Here is a 16,625-nt window from a genome sequence, read left to right on the forward strand (position 1 = left end):
GAGTGTCGTTACCGGGCACTGTTGCTAGGGATGGCCAGCCTAATGCTAGCCTTGAGTGCATCATGTTCTGACTCGTACACTGAAGCTGAGATCGGTGTTGAGGAAATCGTAGACGAGTACATCGAGTCACTAGACACCTACGCACGCTACCGGACTCATGAGGAGGAAACCGCGGCGTGGGACTTGGAGTACGAGTGGTTTCAGAACGAGGCGGACGAGCAGGAGCGCGAGCGATTCATATTCGAGCAGCTGATCAGGGGGAGAATGATCGGTGCTCGCGACTCATTACCCGATGAACTCAAACCGGGAGGCGCCCTTGAACAGGCGTACAACGATTCGCTGGACGACTGTGCTTCGGCTGCCGGCTACGAAGGCCTCCAACTGCACGATCATACTCTCGCGTACTTCGAAGCCGCTTTGGTCGAGTATCGGCTCACGGAGCATGAGTTCCTAGATCTGAATCACGAATGCGCCAAGTATGCTATCGAGTATCCGACATTGTCAGAGTCTGAGCGCGAGCGCTTGCTCGGCCTGCAGCGAGACTATTATCTTGAGGTAGTGCGCAACTTCTTGAAGGAAAACCCTGACGCGGTTGTTCCTCTCCAATAAGGGAGCGTCGGACAGACCCAGAGTAACTATAAGCATGTTGAACGGCCTTGGATTTGTCGATATTGGCAGGGCGTTGCTGTTGGGAGTTTCGATGCTTGTACTGGCGGTGTCAGCGTCGTGTTCTAATTCGTACAGCGAGGCGGAGATTGGAGTTGAACAGCTCGTTGACGAGTACATAGAGTCGCGGAATGTCTATGTGCGTTACCGAACCTATGACGCCGAAAAGGAAGCGCGGGATGCCGAGTATGAGTGGTTCCAGAATGAGGCGAACGATCAGGAGCGTGAGCGGTATATATTTGAACAGTTGATCAAAGGAAGAATGATAGGGGCCCGCGAATCGCTGCCAGACGATCTCCAGCCCGGGGGCGCTTTGGAACTCGCGTATAATGATTCGCTCGATGAATGCGCTTTGTCTGCCGGGTATGAGGGCATTCGGCTCTACGACAGCTCACTTACGCATTTCGAGACTGCCTTGGTCGAGTACCAGTTAACCGAGGATGAATACTTCGACTTGAAGCACAAATGCGCCAAATATGCCATAGAATATCCGACACTTTCAGAGTCCGACCGCGATCGCTTGCTAGGCTTGCAGCGAGACTTCTACCTCGAGATAGTTCGAACTTTTTTGGAGGAAAACCCTGACGCGGTTGTTCCCCTCCAATAGGGGGCTCTTCGCGTTTTGGCGCGGGGTAAGGTCGCCGCATCAGACTTCGTGACGGCGATACGAAGGCGCTATCCGTGAGCGATCGTCGCACCTGGGCTTGTCGGCGCGCTGTCGGGACTGTGGCTGCGGGCTTGCTGGTCGGGGCCTGTTCGGCCGGCTCGGAGGTGTCGCCAGTAGCAAGTCCTACGGCGACTGCCGCAGCCGTCGGGACGCCGGTGCCGGTGTCACTGCCGATGACGACGGCTCTCACGCCGACGACGATGGCGGACGCGGACGAAGTTGCGGCGACGGATGAGGTCGCGATCACGGCGGTGACGGCTTCGCCGATCACTATTGAGACGCCTGCTCCGACGAGCACGTGGGTGGTCTTCGAGGAAGTCGAGGAGCCGCTTCCGCCTTTGGTTTTCGGCGGGGTTCGGATTCCGCAGTCTGAAGATGATGTCGCGGGAGCGCTTTGGTGGCACAGTTCGTCGTTCGGTCGACCGAGTCGCCCACCGACGCGGTTCGAGCACGCTGGGGCGGTGTTCGATCAGTGCCGGATCGAGGACGCGTACTTCGGCAGGTACGGCTGGTATCCGGATGAGGGCGGTATCCCGGACCAATACAGGCGGGACTGGTTCCGACACTCGTCGCCCGACGACTGCAGAGGTACCGAGTTAACGAGTTCACAGCCGCTGTTCGGGCTGTGGCCTGGGCGTTATTTCACCTTTGACGACAGCGGCCGCCAGAGCGACTCTTTCGCTTCGGCGCAGGAGGCCGCTCAAGTGGTACGCCAACGAGGTTGCAGAATATGGTGAGGACTCGATCCCGGCCGGCATGACGCCGGCTGGGATGATCGGCAAAGACGACGGCTCCGGGCCCTCTCTGCCGCAAATCCGGTACTCAGACGCAGTTGACCCGGTGGACGAGGTGCGAGTGCTGCTCGGCACCGTTGCCTTCGGCGCTGATGGCGCGCTGCGGGGGTTGGTGCGGAATTGGTCTCGCGACTTGTGGGCATACGGGACAGTGGTCAAAGCTGGCGGCCGTGAGTGGGTGTGGCCGCTGTCGATCCAGCCAGGCGAGATGGCGCCATTCGAGATCGAGAACTGGGATGGTCCTGCGGCCGCGGCATCAATCGATTTCTCGGTTGCCGCAGAGATGTCGAACGATGCGGACCTGTCGCGTGCGTGGTACTCGCGATGGAGCCAAGACTACTACGACTACTTGACGCGTTCAAGCGACGATGTCGCGGAACCGGAAGCCTTCCCATACGTCTTCGAACGAGTGAACCCGATCTCGCATCCGAGCTTCGAGGGCATATGGGCGCCCGGCCTCAGGCTTGACCTAGCCGTCTGGTTGACGGAACTGGACTCGGAGGGCCGCGTATTGGAGGTGGCCGCACTCGAATTCCGTGAGTTCGGCCTGTCGAGGGATGCCGCAGACCTCGGCGACGCAGGGCCACTGACAGGCACCTACTACCCGCGTCCCGAGCACTGGGTGCTCGAGATCGGCTCGGGTGCCGATGTCTCGACGCCGCACTCATTCAGGGCGTGGATAGGGATGCCGCATCCTCGGGCGAGCCCGTGAACCGGGTGAGCCGCTCGGCTTCCGATACGCGTCGTACCGCATCAGCGCGGAGCAGCCACGGGTCGGCTCGATGGCGCTGGCTGGGGGTCTCGGTAGCTCTTGCCGTGCTGTGTTGCGGCTGCACCGGTGATGACGAGGCACCGAGGGCGAGTGCATCCAACGGTGATGCCGTCGCGATGACGCCGTTGGTACCCGAGAAGGTGCCGCCGCCGTCGACAACTGATGATGTGCACGAGCCGCCGGTACCGGTGGTGCTACGCCCAGGCGATGGTGTGGTTGTGCGAGCCGCGGCGGGGCTGTTGCCCGGGTCGGCCTTTGTCGGCGAGATACATCGGCAGCTGTTGGAGATGCTGGGTTATCGGGTGCCCGATCCGCAGGAATTGGTGGCGCGTCCGGGCGTGGCATATCTGTACCTGGCCGAGGGCGAGTTCGACGTCTGGCTCGACGGCAGCTTTCCGGCCCACAACGTGTGGCTGGAGGGCCAGCGCTTCGACGAGTCCCGGGTGGGCGACCATGTGACGCTGCTGGGCCGGCACCATCCGGTGGACTTGATGACGGGCTGGCTGATCAGCAAGGACTTCGCCGACGAGCACGGCGTGTACACGCTCGACGCGCTCGATCGTGACCCGGTTGCGTTGGCTGAGTTCGACGAGTCGGATGTGTTTCCCGGCAACGGCACGGCCGACATCGTGGCGTGGTCCGTCGGGGCGTTGCCGGGCGACGTGGCCGCAGCGCAGGCGGCATTCTCAGGCTGGGACAACATCGCGGTGGCGAGACTCGGCTGGGACGACCGCGTCGAGGGTGCCGTGAGTGCGATACAGCAGGGGATTCCAGTGATCGCCGTGACGAGTTCGCCGTCCGAGCTGGTCGCGAAGCTGCGCCCCGGCCACGAGGTGTACTGGCTCGGCATCGAGGACTTCCTGGACGGCTCCAACCCGCTGGGTCATCCCGACGGAAAGCTGTTCTCACAATTTACTCGCGGCCTCGACGGTGCCGGCGGCCACGCGCCCGTCAGCCCCGATGAATGCCCCTCGGCCGCAGCCGATCCACGAGGGCTGTGCCCGCTGGGCTGGGTCGCCAGCACCCGCACGGTCGCGGCCAGAGCCGAGTTCGTTGCGTCGAACCCCGCAGCTGCGGAACTGCTCGATGCCGTGTTCGTGCCAGCAGCGGACATCTCCCAGGCGCTCGTGCGCGAGGCCGAAGGCACCGACCCAGCGGCGCTCGCGTCTGAGTGGATCGCCGCCAATCGAGCGCCGGCCGAAGAGTGGCTGACTGCCGCCCGAGCAGCGGCGGACCGGCCATGACGGGGTCTGTCGGGCGCTCCGTTGTCAAGTGATGCGGTGATGCGGAGGACTGTCCGGCGCTTTCGTGATCATATGGCGGTGCCGTGTGCGGCGAGGCGTGTGAGAGTGATGAACGCTGTGCCTGCGGCGAGTGCTGGTGCCCAGGCGATGGCGCTGGCGGGTCCGTGGCGTGCGTGCGCTGCGGCGGCCTGGGGGACGGCGACCGCTGCGCCGGCGAGCAGCGCCCACCAGGGCCATTGGGGTCCCCACCATGCGGTGAGGATGCTGCTCGCGTTGATGAGCCGGATGTCGCCGTAGCCGACCGCGCCGGGCCCCAAGCGATAGAGCACCTCGCCTGCGATGAGCACCGCGACTGTGCCGGCTGCGACGCTCAGCAGGTGTTCGGGGCGACCGTATGCGACCGATGCGAGCGTCAGCAGCACGGCGATGAGCACGGCGGCTGTCCAGCAGGCTGTTCTCGATATGCGTCGTTCGCGCAGGTCGGTGACGGCGGCGTGCGCGGCCAGCAGCGCCCATGTGCCTGCGGCTGCCCATACCGATGCCGTTCCCAGCCAGCGCGCCGCTGTCACCCGGTCATCATGACCGCTCTGTCGCAACCGCCAGCGCAGTCTCGGGCTTCCTCTCAATCGAACCCCGACCCACTCCCGCACACATCTTCATTATTTGGTGGAGGCGGATCACTGGATTCATGCTGCTGTTCGGTGTTGATGTCGAGCTTCGAACCCGATCGGGGTCAGCATGCCAAGGGGTCGCTGTGCGCTCCTGACGTGGCGTCTGCGGACACTGCGCGGCCACAGCGTGCTCTCTACGGGCCGAGGGCGGTGATGGGGATGATGGATACGCCGTCTGGGCGTTGGTAGGCGTATCCGCCGGTGGCTGTGATCACGGCGAGGGCCTGGAGTCTGCTTCGTACGGTGCGGTCGACGCGTTCTGCGAGCTTGGTGAGTGATGTGGCGGCGTGTTCGATGGCTTGTTCGCCGCCCAGCTTCACCTCGAACGCTGCCCAGGCGCCGTCGCCGAGTTCGACGATGGCGTCGGCCTCGAGGCCGGTCTCGTCCCGGTAGTGCCCGATCCGGCCGCGTAGCGGTTCGGCGTAGACGCGCAGGTCGCGCAATGCGAGCGATTCGAAGAGCAAGCCGAACGTCTCGAGATCGTCGAGCAGGCGTTCGGGTCCTGCCCGCAGCACGGCGCACGCCAGCGCGGGGTCGGCGAGTTGGCGTACGGGTGCGGAGCGCAGCGCGACTCTCGATCTCATGCGCGGCGACCACGCAGGGACGTCTTCGACGACGAACACTCGCTCAAGGGCAGCGAGGTAGCTCGTGACGGTTTTGGGGTCGAGGTTGCCGCCGTTGGTGTCGCGAGCCAGTGTGCGGAGCGCGGCCCTGGTCGAGATGTTGCGGGCCAGTGACTGCAGCAGTCGGCTGACGCGGACTGGGTCGCGAGCGATGCCGTCGACACGGGCAAGGTCGACCCGGCTGATCTCCTCGAGATAGAGCCCCAAGAAGTGCTGCGCATCATCGGCGGGCATCCCCAGCGTCTGCGGAAAGCCGCCTCGAACTGTCCATTCGGCTATCTCGCCGAGGGTGCGCGTGGTTGTCTGGGCTCGAGGGGCAGAGCCATCGAAGATGTTCTTCATCGACACGGCTCCATCAGACAGGCCTGACTCGAACAGCGACATGGGCCGCAGCCGCACACGCCCGATTCGCCCGGCGCCGGAGTGGCGCGTGATGTCGTCGGCCGGGCTTGCCGAGCCGGTCAGGATGAACTGCGCGGTCGCGCGCCGGTCATCGCTGGCACGCCGCACCGCGTTCCAGATGTCAGGAGCGAGTTGCCATTCGTCGATCAGCCGGGGCGTGTCGCCGTCGAGGATCGACCTGGGCTCCACGAGCGCTGAGCGGCGTGCGTTGGGAACCTCGTCGAGCGACACCTCGCTGGCCGCGAACTGCCGGGCGCTGGTGGTCTTGCCGCATCAGCGAGGCCCTTCGAGGACGACGGTCGGCACGAGGCGCAGCAAGCGCTCTATCTCGGCGTTGACGACCCGCGGCAAGTAGCTGGCGAGCCGATCGCCGACGTCATCGGGGTTCTCGGCGGCCACACGCTTCAGCGTACGTGGCGAGAGGCACCTGATGGACGCTTTGGGGTGATTCCAATGGATGATTTAGGACTAATTTGATGGATGTTCTGAGACGCGTTCGATGCGTTCTCGATCCCAGCCCACAGCCCAAGGCTGCGGCCCCTCGGATCACGCCCGACGCACAAAACCCGAGTGTCATTGTTGGGTTTGGCTCAGGGGACGATTTTGGAGATCGGCATCTCGACGATGTCCGTCGCGCCCCGTTCGATCAGCTCGGGAATAAGCACGTTGATCGTCTGCTTCGGAGCCACCGTTTCGACGGCGTAGGCCTCGCCGCCCCACAGCTCGTTCACGGTGGGCGCCTTCATCGAGGGCAGCACGTCGATCACGGCGTCGAGGTGCTCACGGCCGACGTTCAGTTTCACCAGCACCTTGCCGCGCGCATCCAGCACACCGTCGAGCAGCGTCTTGATCTGCGTCATGGCCCGGCGCTTGTCCGGGTTGTCGTAGGCGGCGCGATTGGTGAAGATCTCTGTGTAGCTCGTGAGGATCTCGTCGATGATCCGCAGGCCTGCCGCGTGCAGGGCCCGGCCGGTCTCGGTGAGGTCGACCACGGCGTCGACGATCTCGGGCGCCTTCGCCTCGGTGGCGCCATAGCTCAGCCGCACGTCCGCATCCACGCCTCGCTCAGCGAAGAATCGTCGGGTCAGCTCGGGGTATTCGCTCGACACTCGCACCCCGTCCGGCAGGTCGGTGAGCGCCTGGAACCTGCTGTCGTCGGGCACCGCCACCACGATGCGCACCGGCCGTGAAGTGGCCTTCGAGTAACGCAGCTCGCCGAGCGAGACCACGTCGCTGTTGGTCTCCTCGATCCAATCACGCCCGGCGATGCCCAAGTCGAACAGCCCGTCAGCGACATAGGACGGGATCTCCTGGGGTCGCAGGATGCGCACGTCGTCGATGCGCGGGTCGTCGATGCTGGCGCGGTAGTCCACCGTCGAGCCCCGCCGCACCGGCAGGTCTGCATCTTCAAACAGCTGCAGGGTCGCCGCCTCCAGCGAGCCTTTGGGGAGCACGAGCTTGAGCACGGGCGGTAACGGTACCCGCGGCGGTTCACTGCGCCCTGCTGATTTTTCTCGCGCCCGACGGCGGCGTGCCCGAGCGCCGAGGCTGCGTTGCTTCAGGCGCCGTGTCTATTCGCCTGCTGTCTGGCGCTTGTGGATCTCGACGTAGGCGAGGCGAATCTGCTGCAGCGCACCTTGCAGCGTGTCGCCGGCCGGCAGTTGGTCGGCGAGGTTGTCCACCAGCAGGCCCAGCGCGTCGATCGGGAGCCGAGCTTCGGCAAGATCGGGAGGGTCACGCCGCAGATGCAATGCCGCAAGCTCGAACAGCCCCATCATGTGGTTCTGCACGATCTCGGCCGCGGGCACCGAGACGAGCTGTTCCTGGGCCTCGCGCAGTTGCTCCTGCATTGCGGCCAGCTCTTCAGGATCGAACGGCTCGCCAGTGCGCGGATCGATCGGCAGCCCGGTCTCGGGGTCGATGTCGAGTTCGCCGGCGAAGGCTCCGCCCTCTCCTTCGTCGTCGGCCGGGGAAGTGGGCGCGCTCATCGGCTCCTCGGCGCTCTCGCGAGGTACCCGGTGCTCACCCTCGGGTGTCCACAACGTACTCATCGGCAAACTTCCCCGCTCGTGCGGCTGTGCTGGCTTTCCCCAGCGCTGTTACCCTACGGCCCCTACAACAGGAACAAGCGGGGTCTGACCCCCACCGGACCGCCCGAGGGCGCGTTCTGGTACCGGGCTCGCACAGGATGCCGCGTGGACGAGGAGCGTCCTTTGGACAAGCGAGTACGGCCATAGCACGCGCAAGTGACGGTGACGCCCGGATCAACGAGGACATCAGGGTCCGCGAGGTCCGCTTGGTCGCACCCGACGGCGAGCAGATCGGCATCAAGTCGGTTCCCGAAGCGCTGCAAATCGCCCGCAACATGGACTTGGACCTCGTCGAGGTGGCGCCCAACGCCGCCCCGCCGGTCTGCCGGATCATGGATTACGGCAAGTACAAGTACGAGGCGGCCCAGCGGGCGAAGGAATCGCGACGCAAGGCGACTCATGCCGGGCTGAAGGAGATGAAGTACCGGCCCAAGATCGGGACCGGCGACTTCGGCACCAAGACGGCCAAGGTCTGCAAGTTCCTCGAGGACGGCCACAAGGTCAAGGTCACCGTCATGTTCAGGGGACGTGAGATCTTCCATCCCGAGCTCGGCGGCCAGATCCTCGAACGGGTTGCCGAGGCGGTTGCCGATGTCGGCAAGGTCGACCAGTTTCCCCGCCTCGACGGACGCAACATGACGATGTTGCTGAGTCCCGACCGCGTTTCACGTCAGCGTCGCAAAGCCGCAGATCCGCCCAACGATTGAGCCCCCGGGCCCGAGCGGCCCGCGAACCCGAATCCAATCGAGACGGGGAACAAGGGCGCACAACGACAGGCCACGCAACTAGCCCGGCGGTTTCAGATGTGTCGGGCCACACAGATCGAGCCACCACAAGCAAGGCAGCAACACCATGCCCAAGATGAAAACCCACAGCGGCGCCAAGAAGCGCTTCAAGACCACCGGCTCCGGCAAGCTCGTGCGCCGCAAGCGCAACCGGAATCACCTGTTGGAGAAGAAGTCGTCGGCGCGCAAGCGACGGCTGGCACTCGAAGGCGAAGTGTCGGCAGCCGACGCCAAGCGCGTCAACCGGATGCTCGGCCGCTGAGCGGCACCGTCCCAGACACGACCCGCGGACGAGACGATCCGCAGACAAGCGAGGACAGATCAACGTGGCACGAGTCAAGCGATCCGTAGCCAGCCGCACCCGTCGCAAGGCGACGCTCGGCAAGGCGAAGGGCTACTACGGCAACAAGAGCAGATCATTCCGGGCCGCCAATGAGCAGGTCATGCACAGCGGGCAGTACGCGTTCCGCGATCGCCGGGCCCGCAAGGGGGAGTTCCGGCGGCTGTGGATCCAGCGCATCAATGCTGCTGCTCGCCAGAACGGCACCACCTACAGCCGCCTCATCCATGGGCTCGATGTTGCGGGCGTCGTGGTCGACCGCAAGAACCTGGCAGATCTCGCCGTGAGCGATCCCGCGGCATTCACTGCGATCGCTGAGCGCGCCGAGGCCGCCCTGACTGAAGCAGCAGCCTGAGCGCACCGCTGGCAACACCGCCGTCGAAAGCAGCGCTGTCGCGGCTGTCGCGCCTGGTGCGTGATCGGCGCCAGCGGGATGCCTCTGGCCGAGCTGTCGTGGAAGGGCCTCGGGCGGTGGACGGAGCGCTGGCCAGCGGGGCAACGCTCGAAGCGGTGTTCGCCCGCCCGGAACTCGTCGGCCGCTACGCGCCGGAAGGCGCGCCCGATGGTCATCCCGACGCCCAGCGCTTGGGCGCCGGTTACCGGCAGCGGATCGGAGCGATCCATCCGGTGCCCGCAGACGTGCTCGATCCGCTCGCCGATGCCATGAATCCCCAGGGTGTGCTCGCCATAGCGCCGTTCGTCGATGCAGCGCTGGATGAGGCGGCGACGGCAGAACGGGTGGTCGTGCTCGAGGCAGTGCGTGACCCCGGCAACGCCGGTGCGGTGGTGCGCAGCGCCGTCGCTGCCGGATTCGGTGCGGTGATCGCAACCGCTGGCACAACCGATCTGTGGAGCCCGAAGGCACTGCGCGGTGCAGCGGGGCTCACGTTCGGGCCGCTGGTGTGCCGCGGGCACTCGACCGCCGAGGTGCTCAGCGCGCTGTTCGACGCCGGCCATGTGCGCGTGCGAGCTACGCCCGACGGCGACATCGGTGTTGACCGGCTGCCGAGCGCTGAACGCATGACGCTCGTGGTGGGCAACGAGGCACATGGGCCGTCGGACGAGGCGGTCGGGGGCACCGACGTGGCCGTCTCCATTTCCATGCAGCATCCAGTGGACTCGCTCAACGTTGCCGTGGCCGCTGCCGTGCTGATGTACGCGATGAGAGAAGCGGCCAGTAATTCCTGACCATTCGGCTCCGTTGCGTCGTACCCTGCCTGCCGTGAACGGCCCGGCCACCGACACTCCCGCTAGCGCTCCCGCCGACGTATCGCCCGAAGCGCTGCTCGCCGGCATCCGCGCCGCGCGTGACCAGGGATTGGCCGCGGTCGCTGTCGCAGCGACCGGCGACGAGCTGGCACAGGTCGAATCAACGCTGTTCGGGCGCAAAGCTGCGCTCGGGCAGATCAAGCAAGGCTTGGGCTCGCTGCCGCCCGAACAGCGAGCCGCGGTCGGGCGAGCGCTCAATGAGGCACAGCAGGACCTGCGCGCGGCGCACGCGGAGGCCGCCGACGAGCTGGCCGCCTCGGCTCGCCGTGAGCAGTTGCAGCGCGAGTGGCTCGACCTCACCGAGACACCGCCGGGGCCCGAGCGCGGCCACCTGCACCTGGTCACCCAGACCACCGAACGCCTCGAGGACGTGTTCGTCGGCATGGGCTTCACGGTTTCCGAAGGCCCCCAAGCCGAGACCGACTGGTACAACTTCGAGGCGCTCAACCTGCCTGCGGCGCACCCTGCGCGCTCCATGTGGGACACGCTCTACCTGGACCTCGGCGAGCGCACCGAGCTCGGCGACGGCGAGGGCGGCGAAGCGTCCAACGTGGTGCTGCGCACGCACACCTCGCCGGTGCAGATCCGGGTGATGGAAGTGCAGCCGCCGCCGATCTACACGATCTGTCCGGGGCGCGTGTTTCGGCGCGACACCGCAGATGCCAGCCACATGCCGGTCTTCCACCAGATCGAGGGTCTCGTGGTGGATCGAGGCATCTCGTTCGCTGATTTGGCGGGGACACTCGAGGAATTCACCTCGGCCTATTTCGGCAAGGCAATCTCGTCGCGGTTGCGCCCCTCGTACTTCCCGTTCACCGAGCCGTCCGCCGAGTTCGACATCACCTGCGTGATCTGCGAGGGCTCCGGTTGCCAAACCTGCCAGCGCACGGGCTGGATCGAGCTGGGCGGATGCGGCATGGTGCATCCCAACGTGCTCGCCAACTGCGGCATCGACTTCGAGGAATGGACGGGCTTTGCCTTCGGCTTCGGCATCGACCGCCTCGCGCTGATGCGTCACGGCATCGACGATCTGCGCGACATGTACACCAACGACATCCGCTTCCTCAGCCAGTTCTGATGCCCGCAGACCTGATTGGGCGAGGGGGACAGCCCCGATGAAGGTGCTGCTGAGCTGGCTGCGCGAGTTCGCGCCCATCGAGGGCGAACCCGCTGAGCTGGCCGATCACTTGAGCGACCTCGGCATGGCTGTCGAGGAGATGCGCATGCTGCCGTCGCTCGACGGTGTCGTCGTGGCCCGCGTGGCCGGCCTGCGGCCTCACCCGGAGGCCGACCGCATCCAGCTGGTGGACGTCGAGTTGCCCGGTGCCACGGGTGAGGGAACGGGCGGCGCGCTGCAAGTGTGCTGCGGCGCATTCAACATGTCGGTCGGCGACCTGGTGCCGCTGGCCACCGTCGGCACGACCATGCCGGGCGGCCTCGAGATCGGTGAGCGCCGCATGCGCGGCCAGCTCTCTCAGGGCATGTGCTGCTCCGCCGCGGAACTTGAGCTGGGAGCCGATGCCGAGGGCATCATGATCCTGCCCGGCGAATTTGAGCTCGGCGCCCCGCTCATGTCGCAGCTCGGCCTCGCCGGCGACGTGCTGTACGACCTGGAGGTGAATCCGAACCGTCCTGACGCCATGTCGGTGGCCGGCGTGGCCCGTGACCTGGCCGCGCGGCTCGGTGTGCCCTTCCGGATTCCTGTGCCGGTCGTCAGCGAGTCCGGCGAGGACATCTCGACAGTGGCATCGGTGGAGATCATCGACGCTGATCTTTGCGGTCGCTTCGGTGTGCGCGTCATCCGGGACGTGTCCATTGGCCAGTCGCCGCTATGGATGCAGGCCCGGCTCACGCTGTGCGGGATGCGCCCGATCAACTCCGTGGTTGACGTCTCGAACTACGTGATGCTGGAGCTGGGCACGCCGAACCACACGTACGACCTGGCGCTTGTGCCCGGCGGTCACCTGGGGACGAGGCGCTCGGCGGGTAGAGAACGCCTCATCACGCTCGACGGCACCGAACGCGAGATGCTCCGGGGCGATGGCCTGATCGTCGACCGTGAAGATCGGCCCATCGGCATCTCCGGCGTGATGGGCGGCGAGAACACCGAGATCAGCGACAGCACCACGGCAGTGCTGCTCGAGCTCGCATGGTGGGACCGACTGTCGATCAGCCGCACCTCCCAGCGGCTCGGCTTGCGTTCGGAAGCCTCGATGCGTTTCGAGCGAGGCACCGATCATGAGCTTGTGCCGATTGCCTTGGACCGGTTCTGCGAGCTGCTGGATCGGGTGACACCCGGGGGAGTGTCGGTGTGCAGCGGCCGACTGGACGGCCGGGGCGACCTGCCCCCGGCCACCCGAGTCCGTGTGCGCCCAGCCCGCATGAGCCACCTGCTGGGGCGGCCGTTTGCCGCCGATGAGCTGCGTGGCCTGCTCGATCCCATCGGTCTGCAGTGCACTGTGCCGGATGACGGGGCGCTGGAAGTGACCATTCCCAGTTTCCGACCGGACGTGATCACCGAGACCGACGTGGCCGAAGAGGTTGCTCGTCACTACGGGTACCAGCGCCTGGGCCGCACTGTCCCGCGTTCGCCCGAGCCGGGTCGACTGACGCCGGTACAACGCTTGCGTCGCGACCTGCGGCGTGTGCTGGTGGGGGCTGGCCTGTCCGAAGCCATGCCCAACCCGTTCCTGGCTCCCGATGCCGTGCGCCGGGCCGGGATCGACGGCGCAGAACCAGTACGACTCCTGAACCCGCTCGCGACCGAGGAATCCGTCCTTCGGCCGTCGCTGCTTCCGGGCCTGCTCACCGCAGCCGCGTACAACTCCTCCCACCGAAACGACACCGTGTCGCTGTTCGAGATCGGTGTCGTGTTCGGCCCCCCGACGGCGGGAGGCGGCGACATTGCTGCCGCAGACACGACTGCCGCCGCGGTACTGCCCACTGAGACAGAGCACCTCGGCGCCATCTGGGCGGGCGGCGAAGCGGCCGACGCAGTGCATCTGACCGAGCTCATTGCAACGGCATTCGGCCTCGATGTCTCGCTCATGAACGCAGGCGACCTGGACGGCATGCACCCGGTGCGCGCGGCGGCGGTGTTGCTGGGCGGGCAGGCGGTCGGCGTCGTGGGCGAGGTCGACCCGGTGGTCTGCGAACGCCACGGTCTCGCACAGCGCTGCGCCTGGCTCCAGGTGAACGTGGAGCCCCTGCTCGCGGCGGCATCCGCAGCCGCCGAGCGGCCCTATCAACTGGTCTCCACCTACCCGTCCAGCGACATCGACTTGGCATTCGCGGTGCCCGATGACGTTCAGGCGTCACAGGTGCGCAACACGCTGCTCGTTTCAGGCGGCGACGAATTGCGCTCGGTTGACCTCTTCGACGTCTATCGAGGCGATCAGATGGACACGGACACGCGCTCGCTGGCCTATCGCCTGCGCCTCCAAGCCGACGATCGCACGCTCACCGATGAGCAGGTAGCCGATATCCGCCAACGATGCATCGACGCAGTCGAGCACGCCCACAGCGCGGTGCTGCGCTGAGGCATCGAATGCACCGGATCGCTCCCGCCGAATGTTGACGAATCGGCCTCAATAGCCGAGGTCGAGGTACACGGGACCGATCAATGGCTCGCCCGCAACCCGCCGCGCCACGTTGGCGGTGACCCGCTCGGCCAGCAGAGCAAGGCCCATCTCGGGCGTGTTGCCGATGTGGGGCGTGATGAGGCAGTTGGGCAGGCTCCACAGTGGGTGGCCGTCAGGGAGCGGTTCGGGGTCTGTCACGTCGAGCGCAGCGCCGCCGATCTGGCCGTTCTGCAGCGCTTCGACGAGATCGTCGGTGACGATGTGCCCGCCGCGTGCCACGTTCACGATCCACGCGTGATCGGGCAGCGCCGCCAGTTCGGCCGATCCGATGATGCCTGCAGTGTCGGTTGTCAGCGCCAGCGCGAGGAACAGCACATCGGTGCCCGGCAGCACCTGTGACAACTCATCTGGCCCGACGACGCGTGCGGCTCCCGCTGTGTCGCTTGACGCCGCTCCGTGCGGCGCTGAGAGCATGGGGCGGTTGCGCACCACGGTCACTTCGCAGCCGAACGGTGCGAGCAGGCGCAGCAGCGAGTCGGTAATGCCGCCGCCGCCCAGCACGGTCACCGACGCGCCGAGCAGGTTGCGGCCCTCGGGGGCTGCCCAATCTGTTGCCCGCGCGTAGGTGGCCATGCCTCGCATGCCGGCCAGCGCCAGCATCAGCGCGTGCTCGGCCACGGGCTCTGCGTACACGCCTTTGCCGCAGTACCACTCGATGGCAGGCCGGGCGGTCACGATGTCGACGACCGGTTCGATGCCCGCGTAGGGCAGCTGCACCCATTCGATGCCGGGATTGGCGTCCACCAGTTCCCCGATCAGCTGTGCCTGCGTGGGCTCGGCCCACACGAGCGCCGATGCGCCGTCCGGTGTGCTCACCGTGCCACCGCCGCGCTCGACCGCCTCGGCTAGCACCGGGCGCCGCCAGCAGTCGGGTTCGACGGCAACCAGCACGCTCATCGCGTCGCCCTCCTGTTGCGCTGTGTGCACCGCACCGCTTGGGCTCCTCAGCGGATGTCGGCCGCGAGGCCGCCGTCAGCACAGATGATCTCGCCGGTCACGAAACTGGCTTCATCACTGCACAAGTACAGGCAGGCGTTGGCAATGTCATCGGGCTCACCGAGCCGTCCCAGCGGGGTTTCGCGCTCGCGCCCGCGCACCCACTCGTCGCTATGGGTCATGAACGCCGTCATGGGCGTGCGGATGTACCCCGGAGCGACCGCATTCACCCGGATGCCGTACCGGTTGAGTTCCAGCGCCGCGCAGCGGGTGAGCATCCACACTCCCGCCTTGGACACGCAATAGTCCGCGCCTCCGGGCAGCGCCATCAAGCCGGCCACCGAGGCGATATTCACGATGGCACCGCCCCCGCTCTCGCGCATGCGGCGCGCAACCGACTGGTTGGTGAGCATGACCCCAGTCAGATTCACATCGAGCACTCGCTGCCACGACTCGAGCGACTTACCGAGCAGCCACTGGTCGCCTCCCTGCCAGGAGTCCCGGCCGACCTGGTCGGGGATCTCACGGCTGACGTAGCCCGAATGGGAGATGCCCGCGGCGGCAACACAGGCGTCGAGCTGTCCGAACGCGGCGACTGCGGCGTCGGCCATCGTGTCGTTCTGGTCAGGATCGGCCGTGTTCACCTGTGTCCAGGTCGCCTGGCGCCCGCGATTGGTGATCTCGGCGGCGACTGCCTCGGCCCGATCCGGGTTCAGGTCAGCCACCACCACCGATGCCCCCTCTTCGGAGAAGCGCAGCGCGCAGGCTCGACCGATGCCTGACGCGCCACCGGTGATCACTGCGACCTTGCCGTCCATTCGGCTCATTGCGCTACCTCAGCGGCCGGCGGCCATGACGCCGCCGTCGGGGAAGATGATCTCGCCGGTCACGAAGCTGGCGTCGTCGCTGCACAGGTACAGGCAGGCGTTGGCGATGTCATCGGGTTCGCCGAGGCGACCGAGCGGGGTCTCGCGCTCACGCGCCTGCACCCACCGCTCGTTGCCCAGCACAGCGCCGCTCATGGATGTCTGGATGTAGCCGGGCCCGACTGCATTGACACGGATGCCGTAACGACTGAGCTCAAGAGCGGCGCAACGAGTGAGCATCCAGACGCCGGCTTTCGACACGCAGTAGTCCGAACTGCCTTTGAGCACGTTGGTGCCGGCAATCGACGAGATGTTGACGATGGCGCCGCCGCCGTTGTCGCGCATCTTCCGAGCCACGGCCTGATTCGTGAGCATCACGCCGGTCAAGTTCACATCGAGCACCCGCTGCCACGATTCCAGCGACTTGTCGATAAAGAACATGTCGCCGCGGTCGAAGCGATCCTGCCCGGCCTGGTCGGGGATCTCGCGGCTGACGTAGCCCGAATGCGAGATCCCTGCTGCTGCCACGCACGCATCGATTCGCCCGAAGGCATCCACCGCGGCGTCAGCCATGGCATCGTTCTGCTCCTGCTGCGAGGTGTCCACCCGCACAGCGACGGCATCGCGGCCGAGCGCGTTGATCTCGTCGACGACGCTCGCGGCACGGTCGAGATTCAGGTCGGCCACCACGATCGACGCGCCCTCAGACGCGAAGCGCAGCCCGCAGGCTCGCCCGATACCCGACGCCCCGCCGGTGATCACCGCCACCTTGCCCGCCATCCGTTCTGTTGAAGCCATCGCCTCTCCTCATGCACTCGACCGGGTCAATCCCGCTGACCGTGCAAGATCATGCCCTACC

The 16,625-nt window shown here is 66.1% G+C and carries 19 protein-coding genes and 1 pseudogene; 11 read left to right on the forward strand and 9 right to left on the reverse strand.

The features are described from left to right. The first annotated feature begins 30 nt into the window (after positions 1-30). The 5 genes from ACOQPE_RS10985 to ACOQPE_RS11005 all read left to right on the forward strand — a co-directional run bounded on the left by ACOQPE_RS10985 (position 31) and on the right by ACOQPE_RS11005 (position 4,143). Positions 31-609, forward strand: a complete 579-nt coding sequence (locus tag ACOQPE_RS10985) for a hypothetical protein (protein WP_420608954.1) — start codon at positions 31-33, stop codon at positions 607-609. Further along, positions 593-1,273, forward strand: coding sequence for a hypothetical protein (locus ACOQPE_RS10990; protein WP_420608955.1), 681 nt, complete (start codon positions 593-595; stop codon positions 1,271-1,273). The genes ACOQPE_RS10985 and ACOQPE_RS10990 overlap by 17 nt, the downstream gene beginning before the upstream one ends. Positions 1,274-1,494: 221 nt before the next feature. Beyond that, positions 1,495-2,070, forward strand: a complete 576-nt coding sequence (locus ACOQPE_RS10995) for a hypothetical protein (RefSeq protein ID WP_420608956.1) — start codon at positions 1,495-1,497, stop codon at positions 2,068-2,070. A 19-nt stretch (positions 2,071-2,089) separates the two neighbouring features. Next, on the forward strand, positions 2,090-2,839 hold the full coding sequence (locus tag ACOQPE_RS11000) for a hypothetical protein (RefSeq protein ID WP_420608957.1): 750 nt from the start codon (positions 2,090-2,092) through the stop codon (positions 2,837-2,839). A gap of 176 nt (positions 2,840-3,015) precedes the next feature. Next, positions 3,016-4,143 (forward strand): glycine betaine ABC transporter substrate-binding protein, encoded by a 1,128-nt coding sequence (locus ACOQPE_RS11005; protein ID WP_420608958.1) that lies wholly within the window; start codon positions 3,016-3,018, stop codon positions 4,141-4,143. A 68-nt stretch (positions 4,144-4,211) separates the two neighbouring features. On the opposite strand, the gene ACOQPE_RS11010 is transcribed toward ACOQPE_RS11005, so the two are convergent. The 6 genes and pseudogenes from ACOQPE_RS11010 to ACOQPE_RS11035 form a co-directional block, all read right to left on the reverse strand. Continuing rightward, entirely contained in the window at positions 4,212-4,712 is a 501-nt protein-coding gene (locus ACOQPE_RS11010; RefSeq protein ID WP_420608959.1) for a prepilin peptidase, read from the reverse strand. A gap of 236 nt (positions 4,713-4,948) precedes the next feature. Continuing rightward, positions 4,949-5,821, reverse strand: a complete 873-nt coding sequence (locus tag ACOQPE_RS11015) for an ATP-binding protein (RefSeq protein ID WP_420611386.1) — start codon at positions 5,819-5,821, stop codon at positions 4,949-4,951. Continuing rightward, positions 5,819-6,100, reverse strand: a pseudogene (locus tag ACOQPE_RS11020) (AAA family ATPase); the annotation flags it as partial. The pseudogene ACOQPE_RS11020 and the gene ACOQPE_RS11015, both read right to left, overlap by 3 nt. A gap of 12 nt (positions 6,101-6,112) precedes the next feature. Continuing rightward, positions 6,113-6,238, reverse strand: coding sequence for a hypothetical protein (locus ACOQPE_RS11025; RefSeq protein WP_420608960.1), 126 nt, complete (start codon positions 6,236-6,238; stop codon positions 6,113-6,115). 191 nt (positions 6,239-6,429) lie between these two features. Further along, positions 6,430-7,305, reverse strand: a complete 876-nt coding sequence (gene hisG, locus ACOQPE_RS11030; protein WP_420608961.1) for an ATP phosphoribosyltransferase — start codon at positions 7,303-7,305, stop codon at positions 6,430-6,432. A gap of 105 nt (positions 7,306-7,410) precedes the next feature. Then, a complete protein-coding gene (locus ACOQPE_RS11035) occupies positions 7,411-7,890 on the reverse strand; it encodes a hypothetical protein (protein ID WP_420608962.1) in 480 nt (159 codons plus the stop codon). Between the two features lie 245 nt (positions 7,891-8,135). Here ACOQPE_RS11035 and infC point away from each other — a divergent pair, with 245 nt between their 5' ends. From infC to pheT, 6 genes are all read left to right on the forward strand, one after another. Next, on the forward strand, positions 8,136-8,636 hold the full coding sequence (gene infC / locus ACOQPE_RS11040; RefSeq protein ID WP_420608963.1) for a translation initiation factor IF-3: 501 nt from the start codon (positions 8,136-8,138) through the stop codon (positions 8,634-8,636). A 145-nt stretch (positions 8,637-8,781) separates the two neighbouring features. After that, positions 8,782-8,976, forward strand: coding sequence for a 50S ribosomal protein L35 (gene rpmI / locus ACOQPE_RS11045; protein WP_323673642.1), 195 nt, complete (start codon positions 8,782-8,784; stop codon positions 8,974-8,976). Between the two features lie 64 nt (positions 8,977-9,040). Next, positions 9,041-9,409, forward strand: a complete 369-nt coding sequence (rplT, locus tag ACOQPE_RS11050) for a 50S ribosomal protein L20 (RefSeq protein ID WP_419915273.1) — start codon at positions 9,041-9,043, stop codon at positions 9,407-9,409. A 56-nt stretch (positions 9,410-9,465) separates the two neighbouring features. Beyond that, positions 9,466-10,242: a TrmH family RNA methyltransferase gene (locus ACOQPE_RS11055; RefSeq protein WP_420608964.1), complete on the forward strand. Its 777-nt coding sequence runs from the start codon at positions 9,466-9,468 to the stop codon at positions 10,240-10,242. A gap of 34 nt (positions 10,243-10,276) precedes the next feature. Continuing rightward, positions 10,277-11,401 (forward strand): phenylalanine--tRNA ligase subunit alpha, encoded by a 1,125-nt coding sequence (pheS, locus tag ACOQPE_RS11060; RefSeq protein WP_420608965.1) that lies wholly within the window; start codon positions 10,277-10,279, stop codon positions 11,399-11,401. A 37-nt stretch (positions 11,402-11,438) separates the two neighbouring features. Next, entirely contained in the window at positions 11,439-13,862 is a 2,424-nt protein-coding gene (pheT, locus tag ACOQPE_RS11065; protein ID WP_420608966.1) for a phenylalanine--tRNA ligase subunit beta, read from the forward strand. 48 nt (positions 13,863-13,910) lie between these two features. Here the strand turns inward: pheT and ACOQPE_RS11070 are convergent, their stop codons facing one another. From ACOQPE_RS11070 to ACOQPE_RS11080, 3 genes are read right to left on the reverse strand one after another with little or no spacing between them, the layout of a single operon-like run. Beyond that, positions 13,911-14,891 (reverse strand): D-isomer specific 2-hydroxyacid dehydrogenase family protein, encoded by a 981-nt coding sequence (locus ACOQPE_RS11070; protein WP_420608967.1) that lies wholly within the window; start codon positions 14,889-14,891, stop codon positions 13,911-13,913. Positions 14,892-14,908: 17 nt separating this feature from the next. Next, entirely contained in the window at positions 14,909-15,727 is an 819-nt protein-coding gene (locus ACOQPE_RS11075; protein ID WP_420608968.1) for an SDR family NAD(P)-dependent oxidoreductase, read from the reverse strand. Between the two features lie 9 nt (positions 15,728-15,736). Continuing rightward, on the reverse strand, positions 15,737-16,564 hold the full coding sequence (locus tag ACOQPE_RS11080) for an SDR family NAD(P)-dependent oxidoreductase (RefSeq protein ID WP_420608969.1): 828 nt from the start codon (positions 16,562-16,564) through the stop codon (positions 15,737-15,739). Positions 16,565-16,625: the final 61 nt, after the last annotated feature.

Source organism: Candidatus Poriferisodalis sp., assembly GCF_965219595.1.
Classification (GTDB): Bacteria; Actinomycetota; Acidimicrobiia; order Acidimicrobiales; family Poriferisodalaceae; genus Poriferisodalis.